At 71.0% G+C, this 15,924-nt stretch carries 21 protein-coding genes and 1 riboswitch; of the genes, 14 read left to right on the top strand and 7 right to left on the bottom strand.

Annotated elements, in window-relative coordinates; genetic code table 11:
* Nucleotides 1–19 precede the first annotated feature (19 nt).
* On the top strand, nt 20–673 hold the full coding sequence (locus GGQ54_RS11565) for an MOSC domain-containing protein (protein ID WP_179445525.1): 654 nt from the start codon (nt 20–22) through the stop codon (nt 671–673).
* An 18-nt stretch (nt 674–691) separates the two neighbouring features.
* On the top strand, nt 692–1,903 hold the full coding sequence (locus GGQ54_RS11560; RefSeq protein WP_179445524.1) for an FAD-dependent oxidoreductase: 1,212 nt from the start codon (nt 692–694) through the stop codon (nt 1,901–1,903).
* A 16-nt stretch (nt 1,904–1,919) separates the two neighbouring features.
* Here GGQ54_RS11560 and GGQ54_RS11555 read toward each other — a convergent pair whose 3' ends face one another.
* Nucleotides 1,920–2,504: a CE1759 family FMN reductase gene (locus GGQ54_RS11555; protein WP_179445523.1), complete on the bottom strand. Its 585-nt coding sequence runs from the start codon at nt 2,502–2,504 to the stop codon at nt 1,920–1,922.
* 2 nt (nt 2,505–2,506) lie between these two features.
* On the bottom strand, nt 2,507–3,667 hold the full coding sequence (locus GGQ54_RS11550; RefSeq protein ID WP_179445522.1) for an LLM class flavin-dependent oxidoreductase: 1,161 nt from the start codon (nt 3,665–3,667) through the stop codon (nt 2,507–2,509).
* A 130-nt stretch (nt 3,668–3,797) separates the two neighbouring features.
* Between GGQ54_RS11550 and GGQ54_RS11545 the strand changes: the two genes are divergently transcribed.
* Entirely contained in the window at nt 3,798–4,208 is a 411-nt protein-coding gene (locus GGQ54_RS11545; RefSeq protein WP_179445521.1) for a VOC family protein, read from the top strand.
* 24 nt (nt 4,209–4,232) lie between these two features.
* On the opposite strand, the gene GGQ54_RS11540 is transcribed toward GGQ54_RS11545, so the two are convergent.
* Genes GGQ54_RS11540 through GGQ54_RS11530 form a run of 3 tightly spaced genes read right to left on the bottom strand, consistent with a single transcriptional unit; the run spans nt 4,233 to nt 5,563 of the window.
* Complete coding sequence (locus tag GGQ54_RS11540; protein ID WP_179445520.1) at nt 4,233–4,859, bottom strand: diacylglycerol/polyprenol kinase family protein; 627 nt, start codon at nt 4,857–4,859, stop codon at nt 4,233–4,235.
* Between the two features lie 16 nt (nt 4,860–4,875).
* Complete coding sequence (locus GGQ54_RS11535) at nt 4,876–5,214, bottom strand: DMT family transporter (protein ID WP_179445519.1); 339 nt, start codon at nt 5,212–5,214, stop codon at nt 4,876–4,878.
* A gap of 1 nt (nt 5,215) precedes the next feature.
* The gene (locus GGQ54_RS11530) at nt 5,216–5,563 is read right to left on the bottom strand and encodes a DMT family transporter (RefSeq protein WP_246292627.1); all 348 of its coding nucleotides are present in this window, start codon (nt 5,561–5,563) and stop codon (nt 5,216–5,218) included.
* 11 nt (nt 5,564–5,574) lie between these two features.
* Nucleotides 5,575–5,636: riboswitch (guanidine-III (ykkC-III) riboswitch) on the bottom strand.
* A gap of 270 nt (nt 5,637–5,906) precedes the next feature.
* Here GGQ54_RS11530 and GGQ54_RS11525 point away from each other — a divergent pair.
* From GGQ54_RS11525 to GGQ54_RS11505, 5 genes are read left to right on the top strand one after another with little or no spacing between them, the layout of a single operon-like run.
* Nucleotides 5,907–6,434, top strand: a complete 528-nt coding sequence (locus GGQ54_RS11525; RefSeq protein ID WP_179445518.1) for an alternate-type signal peptide domain-containing protein — start codon at nt 5,907–5,909, stop codon at nt 6,432–6,434.
* Nucleotides 6,431–7,003: a signal peptidase I gene (locus tag GGQ54_RS11520; protein WP_179445517.1), complete on the top strand. Its 573-nt coding sequence runs from the start codon at nt 6,431–6,433 to the stop codon at nt 7,001–7,003. Before GGQ54_RS11525 ends, GGQ54_RS11520 begins: the two co-directional genes overlap by 4 nt.
* Nucleotides 7,000–7,635: a COG1361 family protein gene (locus tag GGQ54_RS11515; RefSeq protein ID WP_179445516.1), complete on the top strand. Its 636-nt coding sequence runs from the start codon at nt 7,000–7,002 to the stop codon at nt 7,633–7,635. The genes GGQ54_RS11520 and GGQ54_RS11515 overlap by 4 nt, the downstream gene beginning before the upstream one ends.
* On the top strand, nt 7,632–8,264 hold the full coding sequence (locus GGQ54_RS11510) for a SipW-dependent-type signal peptide-containing protein (RefSeq protein WP_179445515.1): 633 nt from the start codon (nt 7,632–7,634) through the stop codon (nt 8,262–8,264). The genes GGQ54_RS11515 and GGQ54_RS11510 overlap by 4 nt, the downstream gene beginning before the upstream one ends.
* Complete coding sequence (locus GGQ54_RS11505; RefSeq protein ID WP_179445514.1) at nt 8,264–9,304, top strand: signal peptidase I; 1,041 nt, start codon at nt 8,264–8,266, stop codon at nt 9,302–9,304. Before GGQ54_RS11510 ends, GGQ54_RS11505 begins: the two co-directional genes overlap by 1 nt.
* Before the next feature lie 28 nt (nt 9,305–9,332).
* Here the strand turns inward: GGQ54_RS11505 and GGQ54_RS11500 are convergent, their stop codons facing one another.
* Nucleotides 9,333–10,019, bottom strand: coding sequence for a TetR/AcrR family transcriptional regulator (locus GGQ54_RS11500; RefSeq protein ID WP_179445513.1), 687 nt, complete (start codon nt 10,017–10,019; stop codon nt 9,333–9,335).
* A 93-nt stretch (nt 10,020–10,112) separates the two neighbouring features.
* On the opposite strand from GGQ54_RS11500, the gene GGQ54_RS11495 reads away from it, so the two are divergent.
* The 5 genes from GGQ54_RS11495 to GGQ54_RS11475 all read left to right on the top strand — a co-directional run bounded on the left by GGQ54_RS11495 (nt 10,113) and on the right by GGQ54_RS11475 (nt 14,094).
* Complete coding sequence (locus GGQ54_RS11495; protein WP_179445512.1) at nt 10,113–10,868, top strand: SDR family oxidoreductase; 756 nt, start codon at nt 10,113–10,115, stop codon at nt 10,866–10,868.
* 45 nt (nt 10,869–10,913) lie between these two features.
* A complete protein-coding gene (locus tag GGQ54_RS11490; protein ID WP_179445511.1) occupies nt 10,914–11,243 on the top strand; it encodes a nuclear transport factor 2 family protein in 330 nt (109 codons plus the stop codon).
* Nucleotides 11,244–11,476: 233 nt separating this feature from the next.
* Complete coding sequence (locus GGQ54_RS11485) at nt 11,477–12,379, top strand: MetQ/NlpA family ABC transporter substrate-binding protein (protein WP_179445510.1); 903 nt, start codon at nt 11,477–11,479, stop codon at nt 12,377–12,379.
* Nucleotides 12,380–13,426, top strand: a complete 1,047-nt coding sequence (locus GGQ54_RS11480) for a methionine ABC transporter ATP-binding protein (RefSeq protein WP_179445509.1) — start codon at nt 12,380–12,382, stop codon at nt 13,424–13,426.
* The gene (locus GGQ54_RS11475; protein ID WP_179445508.1) at nt 13,426–14,094 is read left to right on the top strand and encodes a methionine ABC transporter permease; all 669 of its coding nucleotides are present in this window, start codon (nt 13,426–13,428) and stop codon (nt 14,092–14,094) included. The genes GGQ54_RS11480 and GGQ54_RS11475 overlap by 1 nt, the downstream gene beginning before the upstream one ends.
* A gap of 16 nt (nt 14,095–14,110) precedes the next feature.
* On the opposite strand, the gene GGQ54_RS11470 is transcribed toward GGQ54_RS11475, so the two are convergent.
* The gene (locus tag GGQ54_RS11470; protein WP_179445507.1) at nt 14,111–14,473 is read right to left on the bottom strand and encodes a winged helix-turn-helix transcriptional regulator; all 363 of its coding nucleotides are present in this window, start codon (nt 14,471–14,473) and stop codon (nt 14,111–14,113) included.
* 73 nt (nt 14,474–14,546) lie between these two features.
* Here GGQ54_RS11470 and GGQ54_RS11465 point away from each other — a divergent pair, with 73 nt between their 5' ends.
* Entirely contained in the window at nt 14,547–15,914 is a 1,368-nt protein-coding gene (locus GGQ54_RS11465) for an MFS transporter (RefSeq protein ID WP_179445506.1), read from the top strand.
* The last annotated feature ends 10 nt before the right edge of the window (nt 15,915–15,924 follow it).

Raw genomic sequence — 15,924 nt, 5'->3', positions numbered from 1 at the left:
CGCGTGGTTGAATCGCCGGGTGCAGATCCTCACCGTCAACATCGGCCGGCCCGAGCCGAATCCGTACCAGCGGTCGGACACGACGGGCATCGGCAAGCGGCCGGCCGCGGACCGGGTCGAGGTGCGGGCGCCCGGACCGAGGCGCGGGGGGCTCGGCTCGGGCCTGGTCGGTGATCACATCGGGGACCGCGCCCATCACGGCGGCGATGATCAGGCGGTGTATGCCTACGCGCGGGAGGACCTCGACAACTGGGCCGACCGGCTCGGCCGCGACCTGCCCAACGGCTCGTTCGGGGAGAATCTGACCACGCGCGAGATCGACGTGAACGCCGCGGTGCTCGGTGAGATCTGGCGGGTCGGCGGGGAGCTGGAGCTGCGGGTCACCGTGCCGCGCATCCCCTGCGCGACCTTCCGGGGCTTCATGGGCGAGCCGGGCTGGCTGAAGACCTTCACCGCCGACGCCCCTCCGGGCAGCTATTTCGCGGTCGTCACGCCCGGCAGCGTCGGCGCCGGCGACCCGATCACGGTGTGCCACCGGCCCGCCCACGGCGTCACCATCGCCACGGCCTTCCGGGCGATGACCACCGACCGGCCACTGCTGCGCGAGGTCGCGGCGGCCGGCGACGATCTTTCCGACGAGCTGCGGGCGCGCGTCGCGGCGTACCGGCCATGATCATGATCGACTCCTGACATGATCGATGCGGTGATCGTCGGCGGCGGTCCGGGCGGCATGTTGGCGGCGTACCTGCTCGCGCGGGCGGGGCTGCGGGTCACCCTGCTGGAGGGTCACGGCGATTTCGATCGCGACTTCCGGGGCGATTCCCTGCACCCGTGGACGCTGGAGCTGATGGGCCGGCTCGGGCTCGCGGACCGGCTGCTCGCGCTGCCGCACTTCCGGGCCGAACGGTTCCGGATGCACACGCCGGCCGGCACGGTGATCACCACCGACTACGGGTCCCTGGACTCCCCCTTTCCCTACGTCGCGTTGATGCCGCAGGTGCGGTTCCTCGACTTCCTGGCGGGCGAGGCCGCGAGCCTGCCCGGCTTCGAGTTGATCACCGGCGCCCGGGTGCGGGAGTTGATCATCGACGAGGACGAGACGGTACGCGGGGTGCGCTGGCGGGAGAAGGGGCAGCCCCGGGAGTTGCGCGCCCGGCTGGTGATCGGCGCCGATGGCCGGTTCTCGAAACTGCGAACGCTGTCCGGGCTGCCGGTGACCGAGCTCGGCGCGAGCACGGACCTGTTGTGGTTCCGGCTGCCGCGGCGTCCCGACGACCCGCCGGAGGCCGATGTCGATCTGTACTTCGGCAAGCGTGCCTATGTGGGCCTGCTCGGCGGGGTCGAGGACTGGCAGCTCGGCATCACCGTGCCGAAGGGCGGGTACGCCGCGGCACGCGCGGCCGGGGTCGCACCGATCCGCGGCTTCCTCGGCGAGCACCTGCCGTGGTTGGGCGACCGGATCGGCCTGCTCACCGGATTCGACCAGGTCACGCTGCTGTCGGTCGAGCTGAAGCGGCTCGACCGCTGGCACCGACCGGGGTTGCTGCTGATCGGCGATGCCGCGCACGTGATCTCGCCGGTCGGCGGCAACGGCATCCTGATGGCGCTGCAGGACGCGGTCGCCGCCGCGAACCGGCTGGTGCCGCCGCTGCGTGCGACGGGCCCCGTGGACGAGGGTCCGCTGGCCGCGGTGCAGGCCGATCGCGAGGCGGCGATCGAGCGGGTGCAGGCGGCCCAGGCGACGATCGAGCGACGCGCAGCGGCCGCCCGCGAGCGCGGGCGGCCGCTGGTGCCGGGTCGGCTGTTGCGGATGATCACCGCGCTGCCCGGGGTACGCCGTCGCTCGGCGGTCTCCAACGGCTACGGGCCGTTCCCGCCGAGCCTCGGCGACTGGTTCGACTGAGCCTGCCGCGGGAGGGTCAGGCCCGCCGCAGCAGCTCCTCGAACGGCGTCACGTCGGCGAACTCGTCGCGACGCTCCCGGATCGGCTCGTGATCGACGAGCTGGGCCAGCTCGCCGGCCGCGCGCCGGATCCGGCCCGGCAGCTCGGAGCTCGCATCGCCCCAGTCGGCCGAGGCGGCGAACACCGCCGTCGGCGTGACCCGGGCGCCGAGGTAGTAGAACAGCGGCAGCATCGAGTTCTGGATGGCCAACGAGTGCCGCGCCGATCCGCCCGTGGCAGCCAACAGCGTCGGGGTGTCCTTCAGCGTGCCGAGCTCCAGCGCGTCGAAGAACATCTTGAACAGACCGTGATACGAACCGTTGAAGATCGGGCTGACCGCGATCACCGCGTCGGCCCCGGCCACGTCGGCCATCGCCTGGTCGAGTTCCGGTGTCGGCACGTGGGTGACGAGGTGACCCGCGAGATCGCGGGCGTACTCGCGCAGGTCGATCTTGATCAACTCCGCATCGGTCTGCTCCAGCAGCGCCTCGCCGAGACGATCGCCGAGCAGCTTGGTCGACGACGGCGAACCGGTGCCGGCGGTGATCACCGCAACCTTCATGATCAGCCCTCCTGGACCGCCACGCGGTCCGACTCGTCGTTGTCCTGGCCGGCCTGCTCTTCGGTGATCAGCTCGGCGGCCTTGCGTACCTGTTCGTCGCGGGCGGCGACCAGCGAGGCGTGCGTCGGCGCCTCCGGCACATCGGCCGGGCGGCCTTCGGCGTACCCCTTGCGCAGCTCGGGCAGGATCTCGCCGAGCAGGTCGAGCTGGCGCAGCGCGGTGTCGACCGGCAGGCCCGCGTGATCGACCAGGAACAACTGGCGCTGGTAGTCGCCGACGATGTCACGCATGCCCAGGTAGCGCTCCAGCACCTGCTGCGGGCTGCCCACGGTGAGCGGGGTCATCTTGCTGAAGTCCTCCAGCGACGGCCCGTGTCCGTAGACCGGTGCGACGTCGAAGTAGGGACGGAACTCCTTCACGGCGTCCTGGGAGTTGCGGGCCATGTAGAACTGCCCGCCCAGGCCGACGATCGCCGTGCGCGCCGGCCCGTGGCCGTAGTGCTCCCAGCGCCGGCGGTAGAGGTCCACCATCTGCTTGGTGTGGCTCGAGGGCCAGAAGATGTTGTTGTGGAAGAACCCGTCGCCGTAGTAGGCGGCCTGTTCCGCGATCTCCGGGCTGCGGATCGAGCCGTGCCAGACGAAGGGCGGTACGCCGTCCAGCGGGCGCGGCGTCGCGGTGAAGCTCTGCAGCGCCGTGCGGTGCTTGCCGCTCCAGTCCACGACCTCCTCGCGCCACAACTGGTGCAGCAGCGCGTAGTTCTCGATCGCCAGGTCGATGCCGTCGCGGATGTCCTTGCCGAACCACGGATAGACCGGCGCGGTGTTGCCGCGGCCCATCATCAGGTCCACCCGGCCGTCGGTCAGGTGCTGCAGGGTCGCATAGTCCTCGGCGATCTTCACCGGGTCGTTGGTGGTGATCAGCGTGGTCGAGGTGGACAACAAGATCTTGTCGGTCTGTGCACCGATGTAGGCCAGCGTCGTGGTCGGCGAGCTCGGCACGAACGGCGGGTTGTGGTGCTCGCCGGTGGCGAACACGTCGAGTCCGATCTCCTCGGCCTTCTTCGCGATCTGCACGGTGGCCTTGATCCGCTCGTGCTCGCTCGGCGTCGTGCCGGTGGTCGGGTCGCGCGTGACGTCCCCGACGGTGAAGATCCCGATCTGCATGCCAGCTCCCTAGGTAGTTGCGGATTCAACTATACGCCCCAACGCGGCCGTCCCCGTAATCATTCCCGGGCGGGCCCCGGACGGGCCAGCCCCTCTGGCGCATCGGAACAACCGGGGGCAGGATCGGGACATGAGCATCACCCTCAATCCCTACATCGTCTTCGACGGCAATGCCGAGGAGGCGATGAACTTCTACCGAGACGTCTTCGGCGGCGAGCTGACGCTGTCGCGCTACGGCGACCTGCCGGAGGCGGGCTTCGGCGAGGACGAGGCGAGCAAGGTCATGCACGCGATGCTGGTCACCCCCGACGGGCTGACGCTGATGGGCGCCGACCAGCCGGCGGGCATGGAGTTCCGCCCGGGCAACACGTCCTCGATCTCGCTGAGCGGCGACGACGAGGCGAAGCTGCGGGCATTCTGGGAGGGGCTGTCCGACGGCGGCCAGGTCCAGGAGCCCCTGACGAAGGCGCCGTGGGGCGACACCTTCGGGATGTGTTTGGACCGGTTCTCGATCGGCTGGATGGTGAACATCGCCGGCTGAGGCGTACCCCTCGTCATCCCGCGTTCATCCCGCGGCGAGCAGCGCCGCGGCGGCGACCGCCGGCACGGTCAGGTTGTCCCAGCCCCGCGGGGTGAACAGCTCCACCAGGGCCAGCACCGCCGCCAGGCCGACCGCCAGCAGCGGCCGGCCGGGCAGGGCGATCAGCAGCACCACCGCGGCCACGACCGCGAAGCCGATTGCCCCACCGAGCGATTTGCCGCCGGGCAGCCTGCGGATTCCGACGGTACGCCCGACCGCGACCGCCGCGGTGTCGGCCAGCCCCATGATCAGCACGGCGGCGACGAAGGCGGGTCGGTCGGGGGCCAGGGCCGCTGTGGCCGCACCCCCGAGGCCGAATGCGACCGGACCCCAGGAGCGTTGCGCATCGGCCAGCGCCGCCAGCGGGACGAGCCGGATCGTCAGCAGCATCAGCGCCGCGAAGGCGAGCCCGAGCCAGACGAAGGCCCGGTGGTCGAACCAGCAGACCCCGAGCGCCGCGGCGAGCGCGGCCCCGGCGTGCGCGAGCTTGCGGGCGACCTCGCCGGGCAGCCGCGGTTGACCGGTCGCGCCGCGCGGCCGCCCGCGCGGGCGGGCAAGCAGCTCGCAGACCACGAACCAGGCGCCGATCCCCGCCGCCCAGGCGATCGGCACCAGCCAGGCTGCCGGATCAGGAGGCGTCGGGCACCTCCGGCTCGCGGACCAGCTTGAGCCCAATCACGCAGCCGATGATGCCGGCGAGGAAGATCACCTTCCACACCGACACCGGCTCCTCGCCGGTGAGCATCGCGAAGCCGACGGTCAGCGCGGCCCCGAACCCCGTCCAGACCGCGTAGGCGGTACCGATCGGGATGCTGCGCATGGCGTACCCCAGCCCGAGCATGCTCAGGGTCAGCGCAACCAGGAAGATCACACTCGGCACCGGGCGGCTGAAGCCGTCGGAATGCCCGAGCGCGGTCGCCCAGACGGCCTCCAGCACGGCGCTGATGATCAGGACGAGCCACGCCATCTCAGCTCACCGCCTTGAGCCCGACCACACAGCCGACCAGGCCGATCAGCAGCAGGATGCGCGCGAGGGTGGCCCGCTCCGTCCCGCGAACGATCGCGATCACGACGGTCAGCACGGCGCCGATGCCGACCCAGACGGCATAGGCCGTCCCGGTCGGGATGTGCAGCATGGCGTACATCAGGCCGGCCATGCTGGCGATCACCGCCAGCACGAAGATGATCAAGGGGGCGGGGCGGCGGATGCCGCGTACCTCGCCGAGCGCGGTCGCCCAGACCGCCTCCAACATGCCGGAGACGACCAGAACCGCCCAGGCCAGGTTTGTCGAATCACCAAGGATTGTCGGATCCATGGGGGACCTCCACGCGGCAGTCTTGTCGCTGTGCGGGTACTGCTCCCTCGTCCGCGGGCCGATCGGGCCCTGCGGCCGACCTTAGCAAGGTTGCCGCACGCGCGGCCGACAGGCGTCGCGCCCTAGCCCCGGCCGAACCCGCCAGGGTGATGACGCACGAAATCCTACTCACCCGTAACATCGGCCAGATTCACCCGCCGCCAAGTTGGTTCGCGGGCCCGGCGCGCTCATACTGGCCACACCGCCGCTTTGCCGCCGGGCTCTCCCATGCCGCTTTTCCGTTCTGCTGGGTGCGCCTGGACGCTTTGCTGCGCGCACTTTCCAGCGATCATGAGGGACAAGAATGAAGAAGTCGATCAAGGGCGCCGTCGCGGCGACCGCTGCCGCCGCCTTGCTGATCAGCGCGGGTGGCACCCTGGCCTATTGGAATGCCACGGCCGATCTCGGCGGCGGGTCGATCACCTCCGGGCAGCTCGCCCTGGAGCCCGGCACCGCGCAGTGGACGCTGAACGGCGCACCCGTTGCCGACGTCAGCACCGTCCGGGTCGTCCCGGGCGATGAGCTGCGATTCGCCGGGACCTACACGATCGTCGCCGAGGGCGACAATCTGAAGGCCGCGGTCGAGGTCGTCGATGCCACCCCGAGCGGCGACCTGCTCGACGCCGTGGACATCGTCCCCAACTACCGCCTGGGCGGTAGCCCGATCGCGGCGGACTCCACGATCACCGAGGCCGACAACGGCGCCCAGTTGCAGGCCGACCTCGCGGTGGACTTCCCGTTCGGCGAATCGGCCGACAACAGTTCCCAGCTCAAGGAACTGAACCTCAGCGACATCTCCGTGACGCTGACCCAGGTGGACGCCACCCCGTGAGCGTCACGGCGATCGCGCGTCTCGTCGCGCGCCTCGCCACGTGGACGGTGATCGGCCTCGCCGCCTTCGCGGTGGCTGTCGGGGTGTTCATCCCGCGGCTGGCCGGGGCCACCCCCTATGCGGTGCTCACCGGATCGATGCGCCCCGCACTCCCGCCCGGGACCCTGGCGATCGTGCGCCCCGTGCCCACCGAACAGATCCGGACCGGCTCGGTGCTGACCTACCAGCTCGAATCCGGCCGGCCCGCCGTGGTCACCCACCGGGTGATCGCGCAGGGCGTGTCGACCACCACGGGCGAGCCGGTCTTTCGTACCCGCGGCGATGCCAACCCCGGGCCGGACCCGGGGTGGGTGCGCGCCGTCCAGGTACGCGGCACGGTCTGGTACGCCGTCCCGCTGCTCGGCTACCCGGCCAGCGTGTTGACCGGTGATCAGCGCGAGTTGATCATCGCCGGCGCGGCGGGTGCGCTCCTGCTCTACGCGGCGGTGATGTTCACCGGTGCGGTACGCGATCGGCGCGCCGCCTCCGTGGCGACGACGCCTCGCCGAGCCACGGGAGCCGAACGATGAAGGGACTCGCCGCACTGCTCGCTGCGTGCGCGCTGTGCCTGGTCGCCGCGCCGTCGGCCGGCGCCCACGAGCGCACCGTGGTGATCACCGACGAAGGAATCCGCGGGAGCGGCGCCGCCGAGCCGCTCGGCCCGCGGGCCTGGACGCCGGGCGATGCCGCAACGTCCGTGATCACCGTCCGCAACGACCGCCCAGCGACGGTGCAGGTCAGCCTGCAGGTGAGCCGCGGCGGCGACCCTGAGCTCGCCGACGCCCTCCGGGTTGCCACCGAGCTTCCCGGCGGGGGCGTCGCCGAGGTGGGCGAGGCGGGCCGGGTCGAGGTGGGTGAACTCGCGCCGGGCCGGACGGCGACCGTGCGCGTCGTCGTGGAGCTGCCGGCCGAGGCCGACAACCTGACCGAGCGGCGGCGGGCCGGCGTCGAGTTTGCGATCTTCGCCGCCGACCCGGAGCCGGGCCCCACCGACCCGGAGCCGAGTCCCACCGATCCCGGGCCGGCCACGACCGTCCCGGGCACCGCGGGCGCACTCGCCCATACGGGCGCCACATTTGGCCCGCTGTTGTTTGTTGCTGCGCTCGGAGCGCTCCTCGCCGGAGCCCTCGCCGTGCGCGCGAGAGAGGGGAAACGATCATGAGGCGCGCAGCACGCGCCATCCGTCGGCCGGCCCGCGCGGGTTGGCATCGCCGGCTCGCCGGCCTGCTCAGCCTGGGCGTCGTGGTCGGAATGGGCAGCGTCGGCACCCTGGCCTACTGGACCGACGAGGCGACCCTGGAGACGGGCCGGTTCCGCTCGGGCACGCTCGACATCACGCTGAACGACCAGCTCGCCGGCCAGGGCGGAACCTGGACCGACGATGCCACCGGGATGACGTCGATGGTCCCGGGAGAGAGCCAGGCGTTCACGGTCCGGGTGCAGCGGCCGGCCGATTCGGTCGGGTTCGACTATGCCGTCGCCGCGACCGCGTCGGGCGATCTCGCCTCGGCGCTGCGCTGGTCGGTGCATCCCGGCGGACGGGCGGGATCGGCACAGACCTCGAACGGGTTGCGGACCAACACGTGCTCGGGCGAGGCGACGTTCTCCGCCGGGACGCTCGGCGGCAACGCCAAGGAGGTCGTCTCGTCGCGGGCCGCCCTGCACTCGGGCTCCGGCGCCGCCGAGGAGACGGTCTGCATCCGCGTGGCGCTGCCGGCCGATGCCGACAACACGGCCCAGGGCAAGTCCGCCGCGGCGACGTTCACCTTCTCCGCAACGCAGGCGAAGTGATGGAGCGCGCGCGGCGGCTCGCCGCGAGCCTGGTCCTGTGGACGGGCTGCGCGGCCGGCGTGGTCTGTCTGACCTGGACGCTCGGCGTCCTGCTCAGCGGCGTGACGCCGCTGGTGTTCTTGTCCGGATCGATGTCGCCCGCCATCCGCACCGGCGATCTCGCCTTTGCCGAAACCGTGCCCGCGTCCGAATTGCGCGTCGGCGACGTGGTCAGCGTGCAGACCGCCGAGGGGGTACGCGTCACGCACCGCGTGATCGAGACCGCCCCCTCCGGCCCGGCCGGCGAGATCGCGTTGCGGCTGCGCGGCGACGCCAACGCCGCGCCCGACGCCGAGGCGTACCGCGTCACGGAGGCCGAGCGGGTGATCGTCAGCGTCCCGGCCGCGGGCTATCTGCTGAACGCGGCTCGCCAGCCGCTCGCGCTGCTCCTCGGCGGCGCGCTCGCCGCCGGCGCGATCGCGATCGGCTTCTCCCGCCGCGGGCCCGACGGCCGCGGTGATCGCGAGGATGATGATCATGGAGACGGAGATGATCATGGCGACGACGCCCCCGGCGGCGCCCGGCGCCGCGCCGACGATGGCCTCCCGCGGCGTGCCGCCGCACTGACGGCGGCCCTGATCGCCGCCCCGGCCGGCGCGCTCGCCGGCACCGCGCCGCTCCCCACGCTGGCGGCCTTCTCCGACGCCGCCGCAGCCCGGACCGGAACCTACTCCGCGCTGCGGATCGCCCAGCCCGCCGATCTCAGGTGTGCGGTGTCCGGGATCATCCTGACCTCGGTCTCGGTGCGCTGGCAGCACACCGACGCCCGCTACGACTACCTGGTGCGCGTGACCGATGGGAGCGGGCAGGCCGTGCAGACCACGCGGGTGACGGGCAGCGGCTCGGTCGGTTCGACGCTCGCGGTCGACGTCCCCAGTTCGCGCTCGGGCACCTACGCCGTCGGCGTCAGCTCCGTCCTGAAGACGCCAGCAGCTTGGGAATCTCCGGCGGCCACGACCGGCTACAGCGTTGCCTGGCTGGGCAAGAGCTGCCGCAACTGAGCCCGTGCCGGATGGCCGGGCTTGGCGGTCAGGGTTCGCGTTCGAGACGCTGGGCCCATTCGATGAACAAGCGGGTCTCTGCGGGTCCCAACACCTCAGGGTGCGCCGAAGCACGCTCGATCAGTGACCGTGACGCGTCGGCACCCCCCTTCGCGCCGCCGGTCCCGGTGATGGCGGCGATGACCCCGTCGCGGACCGCGGCCGACAGCTCCCGGTCCGGCGCATCGAGCACGATCTGGCGCAACGTGACCCCGATGTTGGCCACCAGAACGTGTGCGGCTGCCTGGTCGGGGTCCACGACAAGCCGGCCCTGGTCGGCGGCCCGCCGGGTGATCGAACGCAGGATCTCGCTGGGCCGCGACTGTGCGGCCGGCGAGTAGCCGGGGCGCACCTTGCCGTACATCAGGGTGTAGAAGCCCGGATTGTCGAGGCCGAAGGCGACGTGGGCATCCCAGCCCGCCCGCAGATCGCGGATCGGGTCGCCGGATGGTTTCACCGCGGTCTTGGTGTCGAGGTACATGTCGAAACCGCGCTCGATGACGGCCTCGATCAGGCCCTGCTTGCTGCCGAAGAAGTGGTACAGGGTCGGCATCCGTACCCCGGCCGCGTCACAGACGGCACGCAGCGAGACCTCCTCGCCGGGGGCGGCCGCGATCATGTCCGCCGCGGCATTCAGCAGCCTTGTCCGGGTATCGCGTTCCCCTGTGTCGACCATGCTGCTACATTAGCTTTATGTATCGGTGATATACCGTTACATGTCACAGATACAATCCGGGTACCAGCACGCAGAACGCACGAGGAGCTGACCATGGCCAACCCCACCCTTGCGGGCAAGAACGTCCTGATCGCCGGCGGCGCGAAGAATCTCGGCGGCCTGATCGCCCGTCAGGCGGCCCAGGCGGGCGCGAACGTCGCCATCCACTACAACTCCGAGTCCAGCCGGCCCGAGGCGGAGAAGACCCTGGCCGAGGTCGAGGCCACCGGCAGTCGCGGCGTGATCCTGACCGGCGACCTGACCGTGCCGGGCAACGTGGAGAAGCTGTTCGCCGACGCCGCGGCGGCAATCGGACAGATCGACGTCGCCGTGAACACCGTGGGCAAGGTGTTGCGCAAGCCGATCGTCGAGACGACCGAGGACGAGTACGACTCGATGTTCGACATCAACGCGAAGGCCGCCTATTTCTTCATCAAGGAGGCCGGCCGGAGCCTGGCCGACAACGGCAAGGTCATCACGATCGTCACCGCACTGCTCGCGGCATTCACCGACGGCTACTCGACCTACGCCGGAGGCAAGAGCCCGGTGGAACACTTCACCCGGGCCGCCGCCAAGGAGTTCGGCGAGCGCGGCATCTCGGTCACCGCCATCGCGCCGGGGCCGATGGACACTCCGTTCTTCTACGGACAGGAGACGCCCGAGCGTGTGGAGTTCCACAAGTCGCAGGCGATGGGCAATCAGCTCACCAAGATCGAGGACATCGCGCCCATCGTGCGGTTCCTCGCATCCGAAGGCTGGTGGATCACCGGCCAGACGATCTTCGCCAACGGCGGCTACACCACTCGTTGATCGCGTACTTCCGGATCCAGCCCGCTACCACCGAGGAGAACCGGCATGACTGATCCCACCATTCCCGAACCCGTCGCCTCGTTCGTCGCCGCCGTCAACCGACACGACGAACAGGCCTTCCTCGACGCGTTCACCGACGACGGTGCCGTCAATGACTGGGGACGCGAGTTCCCCGGCCGCGACCAGATCAAGGCATGGAGCGACAAGGAGTTCATCGGCTCCCACGGCACCCTCACCCCCGAGGAGGTCCGAGTGGACGGCGACACCGTGACCGTGGTGGGCGACTGGCGCAGCAATTACGCCAACGGGCGCAGCCGGTTCACCTTCGATGTCGCCGGCGACAAGATCGCCAGGATGACGATCCGGGAGGGATGAGCGGGTGACGGCCGGGTGCGACCCGGCCGGGCGCCCGGCTGGTCCTCGGCACGTTCCCCCGCGTGCCGGGGACCTAGCACGCGCGTCCGGACCGGCGTACCCGCGACCACATCGCAAGAAACTCGATAGGGACAGTCGAGTATTGCCTACGTTGGGCCTCACCGCGGCGCCGCGACCCGACGCAGCCGCGTGTCCGGGTCGGCCGTGGCACACACCGACCGAAGGAGAAACCCATGTCCCGCAAGCTGTTGCCCGCGCTGATCACGGCAGTCGTCGCGCTGGTGATGGCGGCATGCTCCTACGGCCCGGGCGCGAGCCCGGCCGGCGGGCCGAGCGCCGCACCCGGCGAGCCCGTCACGATCAAGATCGGCACGACGGAGGGCGCGCAGCCGTACTGGAACACGATCGTCGAGCTCGGCAAGGCCGAGGGCCTGGACATCCAGGTCACCAACTTCACCGACTACACCAAGGCGAATCCCGCCGTGTCGTCGGGCGAGCTCGACCTGAACGCCTTCCAGCACCTGCAGTTCCTGGCCCAGTACAACGTCGAGGCGAGCGACGACCTGACGCCGATCGGCGCGACCTATGTGGTGCCGCTGAACCTGTACTCGGAGAAGCACACCAGCGTCGACCAGATCCCGGCCGGCGGCACGATCGCCGTGCCGAACGATCCGTCCAACCTGGCCCGGGCGCTGCTGGTCCTGCAGCAGGCCGGCCTGGTGGAGCTGCGCGACGGCGGCAACTCGCTGTCGGGTGAGTCCGACGTGCTGCCGTCGTCGAAGGTCAAGATCCAGGCGGTCGACGCCTCGCAGACGGTGGTCGGCCTGGGCACCGTGGACGGCGCGATCATCAACAACAACTTTCTCGCCGACGCGGGGATCGACCCGAACTCCGCGATCATCAAGGACGACCCGAACGCCGAGTCCACCAAGCCGTACGTGAACGTGATCGTCTCCCGCGCGGCGGACAGGGACAACCCGGCCTTCGCCAAGATCGTCGACATCTACCACCGTCCGGAGGTCGAGAAGCAGCGCCTCGAGGCCACCGGCGGCACGGGGGTCTCGCGCACCGACTCGCCCGATCAGTTGCAGGCGACGCTGACCGAGATCGAGAACAACCTGAAGAACAAGGGCTGAATGCCGACCGCACGCGAGGCCGCCGGCCGGGCACCGGCCGGCGGCGTCGGCCTGCGCGGGGTGTCGCGGCAGTTCCCGGGCGACCCGCCGGTGCTGGCCGTGGACGATGTCACGCTGGACATCCCGGCGGGCCGGATCTTCGGCATCATCGGCGCCTCGGGCGCCGGCAAGTCGACGCTGGTACGCCTGATCAACGGCCTGGAACCGGTCACGTCTGGCTCCATCCGGGTCGGTGATACCGAGATCACCGGGCTGCCGGAGCACAAGCTGCGCGCCGTGCGTACCGGCATCGGAATGATCTTCCAGCAGTTCAACCTGTTCCGTTCGCGGACGGTGTTCGGCAACGTCGAGTACCCGCTGCGGATCGCCGGCTGGGATGCCGAGCGGCGGCGGGCGCGGGTGAGCGAGCTGCTCGGCTTCGTCGGGCTGTCCGGGCGCGCGCGGGCGTACCCCGAACAGCTCTCCGGCGGGCAGAAACAGCGCGTCGGCATCGCTCGGGCGCTCGCGACCAACCCGGCGCTGTTGCTCGCCGATGAGCCGACCAGCGCGCTCGACCCGGACACCACGGGCGAGGTGTTGCGGCTGCTGCGCCGGGTGAACACCGAGCTGGGGGTGACGATCGTGGTGATCACCCACGAGATGGACGTGGTCCGCACGATCTGTGACCGGGTCGCGGTGATGGCCGACGGGCGGGTCGTCGAGGAGGGCGAGGTGTTCGACGTGTTCGCCGAGCCGCGCTCCGCGGTCGGCGCCAGCTTCGTCGGCTCGGCGCTGCGCGACCGGCCGTCGGACGGCGAGCTGGAGCGGCTGCACGCGACGCATCCGGGGACGCTGCTGCGGGTCGCCCAGCGCGAGGGCGTCGGCCTCGGGGTCGCGCTCGGCGGGGCGGCCGCGCGCGGGGTCGACTTCGAGATCGTGCACGGTGGGATCCAGACGCTGCAGAATCGCGCGTTCGGTTCGCTGACGCTGCAACTGCGCGGTACGCCGGAGGCCGTCGACGGGCTGGTCGCCGAGATCGCCCGGCGTACCGAGGTGGAGGTGCTCTGATGCGCAACGGCATCAACTGGCCGGTCTTCGGCCCCGAGTTGATCACCGCGATCGCCGAAACGCTGCTGATGGTGGGCGTGGCGCTGGCGGCGGCCGGGGTGTTCGGGACGGCGCTCGGCGTGCTGCTCTACGTCACGCGGCGCGGCGGGCTGCTCGCCAATCCGGTGCTGTTCAACGTCGTCAACGTGGTGATCAACATCATCCGGCCGATCCCGTTCATCATCTTCATCACGCTGATGGCGCCGGTCACCTATGCGCTGGTCAGGGCGTCGTTCGGTACGCCGGCGATCATCGTTCCGCTGGCGGTGGCGGCGTCGGTGGCGTTCGCGCGGATCGTGGAGCAGAACCTGGTCGCCATCGATCCCGGGGTCATCGAGGCGGCCCGGGCGATGGGCGCGAGCCGTTGGCGGATCATCTGGTCGTTGCTCGTGCCGGAGGCGCTCGGCCCGCTGATCCTGGGCTTCACGTTCATGTTCGTGGCGATCATGGACGCCTCGGCCGCGTCGGCGCTGATCGCGGGCGGCGGCCTCGGCGAGCTGGCGATCGTCCAGGGCTACAACCGGTTCAACTTCGCGGTGATCGCGGTCTGCGTGCTGACGATCGTCCTGATCGTCCAGATCGGCCAGTTCGTCGGCAACCGCTTGGCCCGCCGGGCGCTGCGGCACTGAGGCCCGCGACGGGAGCTCAGCTCGGCTCGCCCGGGCCGAACCGCGCGGCGTACCCACGCCCCCAGCGGGCCATCACGTCGAGGACCTCCTGCGCTTCCTCGCCGACCTCGGTCAGGCGGTACTCGACCTTGGGCGGCACCTGCGGATACACCTGCCGCGCGACCAGGCCGTCCTCCTCCAGCTCACGCAACTGCCGGGTCAGGCCGCGTTCGGACAGCCCGCCGGTACGCCGGGCGAGCTCGCGGAAGCGCAGGACGCCGGCCTCACGCAGCTCGTGCATGATCACCGGCTTCCACGCCCCGGCGAGCACCGTCGCGGCGATCTCGGCGGCGCAGGTGTGCTGCCACTCGCGTACCGCCTTCTCGGTCTGGGCGCGCACCACCGGGCTCCCTCCACACGGACAGAAATGTCAGTACTACCCGTTTCGGAGTGTACCGCGCATACTCGCCTGTGTGACAGGAAGCGAACCGACGCCCTCGGGACCGAGCAGCGGCTGGATCGTCCTGGTCCCGCTGCTGTTGGGCATCCTCGGCAGCGGCCTGTCGATGAGCCTGATCTCCGTCCCGGCGCCGGTGATCGCCGCCGAGGTGTCGCTGTCGGACACGGGCCGGGCGTGGCTGGTCGACAGCTACCCGTTGTGCCTGGCCGCCGGATTGCTCTTCGCAGCCCGGCTCGGCGATCGGTTCGGGCGGCGTACCGTCCTGGTGATCGGTCTCGGCGCGATGGCACTCGGCAATGCCGTGGCGATGCTGGCGAGCGCCGGTCTCGTGTTGATCATCACCAGGGCGATCACCGGCCTGGCCGGCGGCGCCGTCATCGCGAGCGTCGTGGCCACGATCGGCACTCGCTTCCGCGGCCGTGATCTTGCCATCGCCAACGGGGCCTGGGTTGCCACGGTCGGCGCCGGCAACGCGCTCGGCCCGGTGCTCGGGGGCGTGTTGACCGATCGTCTCGGCTGGCGCTCGGTGTTCGCGGCGCTCGTCGCCATCGCATCGATCGCCGCCCTCGCCGCGATACGCCTGTTGCCCGAGTCCCGCGGCGCCGGTCGACCCGGTTTCGATCCCGTCGACCTGATCTTGTCCGGGGTCGGCCTGGGGGTGATCGTGCACGCGGTGAAGCGACTCGCGGCCGCGCCCGTCGAGGGCACCGGCCTGCTCGTGATCGGCGTCGCGCTGCTGGCCGTCTTCGTCCGCCGGCAGCGGCGTGCGACGGACCCGCTGCTCGATGTCGCGCTGTTCGCCAGACGGCGGGTGAGCGTGTCGGCGATTCAGTTGTTGATCTCGGCGGCCGCCGCGGGCGCCTGCATCTATCTGGTCAGCGTGCACCTGCAGCTCGCCGAGGACCGCTCGCCGAGTCAGGCGGGGCTGGCGCTGGTGCCGCTCGCGCTGGCCACGACCGCGGGCGGCCTGCTCGCGCCGCTGACCCACGCCCGGCTCGGTTCCGCGCTGGTCGTCCGTATCGCGCTGGGGGTGCAGGCGGCGGGCGCGCTGGCCACCGGCCTCGGCGTCGTGCCCCTGCCCGCTGCGCTCGCGCTCGTGGGGCTCGGCTACGGCGCGGTCGGCACCATCGCGACGACGGCGCTGTTCGAGGCCGCGACGCCGCGACGAGCCGCCCAGGCGGGTGTCATCCAGGAGATCGCGTTCGCCGTCGGCACCGGCCTGGGGATTGCCGCGTTCAGTACGGTCGCCGCGATCGATCCGGTGCTCGGGTTCCCGATCGCGCTCGTCGCCGCCGCGGCGACGGCGCTCGGTGCGGCACTGCTGCCGACCGGCGTACCGACCCATACTCACTCGGCGGCCGATGACCGTCCCTCGCAGTGAAACGCCGCGC

Origin of the sequence: Naumannella cuiyingiana (assembly GCF_013408305.1) — a bacterium.
Lineage (GTDB): Bacteria > Actinomycetota > Actinomycetes > Propionibacteriales > Propionibacteriaceae > Naumannella > Naumannella cuiyingiana.
This window is presented reverse-complemented; position numbering and strand designations above follow the sequence as displayed.

Excerpts from the sequence above, each read along its gene's own strand:
- GGQ54_RS11475 (WP_179445508.1), top strand. The coding sequence starts at position 13,426 with ATGCGCAACGGCATCAACTGGCCGGTCTTCGGCCCCGAGTTGATCACC.
- GGQ54_RS11500 (WP_179445513.1), bottom strand. The coding sequence starts at position 10,019 with ATGGTCGACACAGGGGAACGCGATACCCGGACAAGGCTGCTGAATGCC.
- GGQ54_RS11515 (WP_179445516.1), top strand. The coding sequence starts at position 7,000 with ATGAAGGGACTCGCCGCACTGCTCGCTGCGTGCGCGCTGTGCCTGGTC.
- GGQ54_RS11535 (WP_179445519.1), bottom strand. The coding sequence starts at position 5,214 with ATGGCGTGGCTCGTCCTGATCATCAGCGCCGTGCTGGAGGCCGTCTGG.
- GGQ54_RS11480 (WP_179445509.1), top strand. The coding sequence starts at position 12,380 with ATGCCGACCGCACGCGAGGCCGCCGGCCGGGCACCGGCCGGCGGCGTC.
- GGQ54_RS11530 (WP_246292627.1), bottom strand. The coding sequence starts at position 5,563 with ATGGATCCGACAATCCTTGGTGATTCGACAAACCTGGCCTGGGCGGTT.
- GGQ54_RS11510 (WP_179445515.1), top strand. The coding sequence starts at position 7,632 with ATGAGGCGCGCAGCACGCGCCATCCGTCGGCCGGCCCGCGCGGGTTGG.
- GGQ54_RS11550 (WP_179445522.1), bottom strand. The coding sequence starts at position 3,667 with ATGCAGATCGGGATCTTCACCGTCGGGGACGTCACGCGCGACCCGACC.
- GGQ54_RS11505 (WP_179445514.1), top strand. The coding sequence starts at position 8,264 with ATGGAGCGCGCGCGGCGGCTCGCCGCGAGCCTGGTCCTGTGGACGGGC.
- GGQ54_RS11545 (WP_179445521.1), top strand. The coding sequence starts at position 3,798 with ATGAGCATCACCCTCAATCCCTACATCGTCTTCGACGGCAATGCCGAG.
- GGQ54_RS11485 (WP_179445510.1), top strand. The coding sequence starts at position 11,477 with ATGTCCCGCAAGCTGTTGCCCGCGCTGATCACGGCAGTCGTCGCGCTG.
- GGQ54_RS11495 (WP_179445512.1), top strand. The coding sequence starts at position 10,113 with ATGGCCAACCCCACCCTTGCGGGCAAGAACGTCCTGATCGCCGGCGGC.
- GGQ54_RS11555 (WP_179445523.1), bottom strand. The coding sequence starts at position 2,504 with ATGAAGGTTGCGGTGATCACCGCCGGCACCGGTTCGCCGTCGTCGACC.
- GGQ54_RS11490 (WP_179445511.1), top strand. The coding sequence starts at position 10,914 with ATGACTGATCCCACCATTCCCGAACCCGTCGCCTCGTTCGTCGCCGCC.
- GGQ54_RS11560 (WP_179445524.1), top strand. The coding sequence starts at position 692 with ATGATCGATGCGGTGATCGTCGGCGGCGGTCCGGGCGGCATGTTGGCG.
- GGQ54_RS11525 (WP_179445518.1), top strand. The coding sequence starts at position 5,907 with ATGAAGAAGTCGATCAAGGGCGCCGTCGCGGCGACCGCTGCCGCCGCC.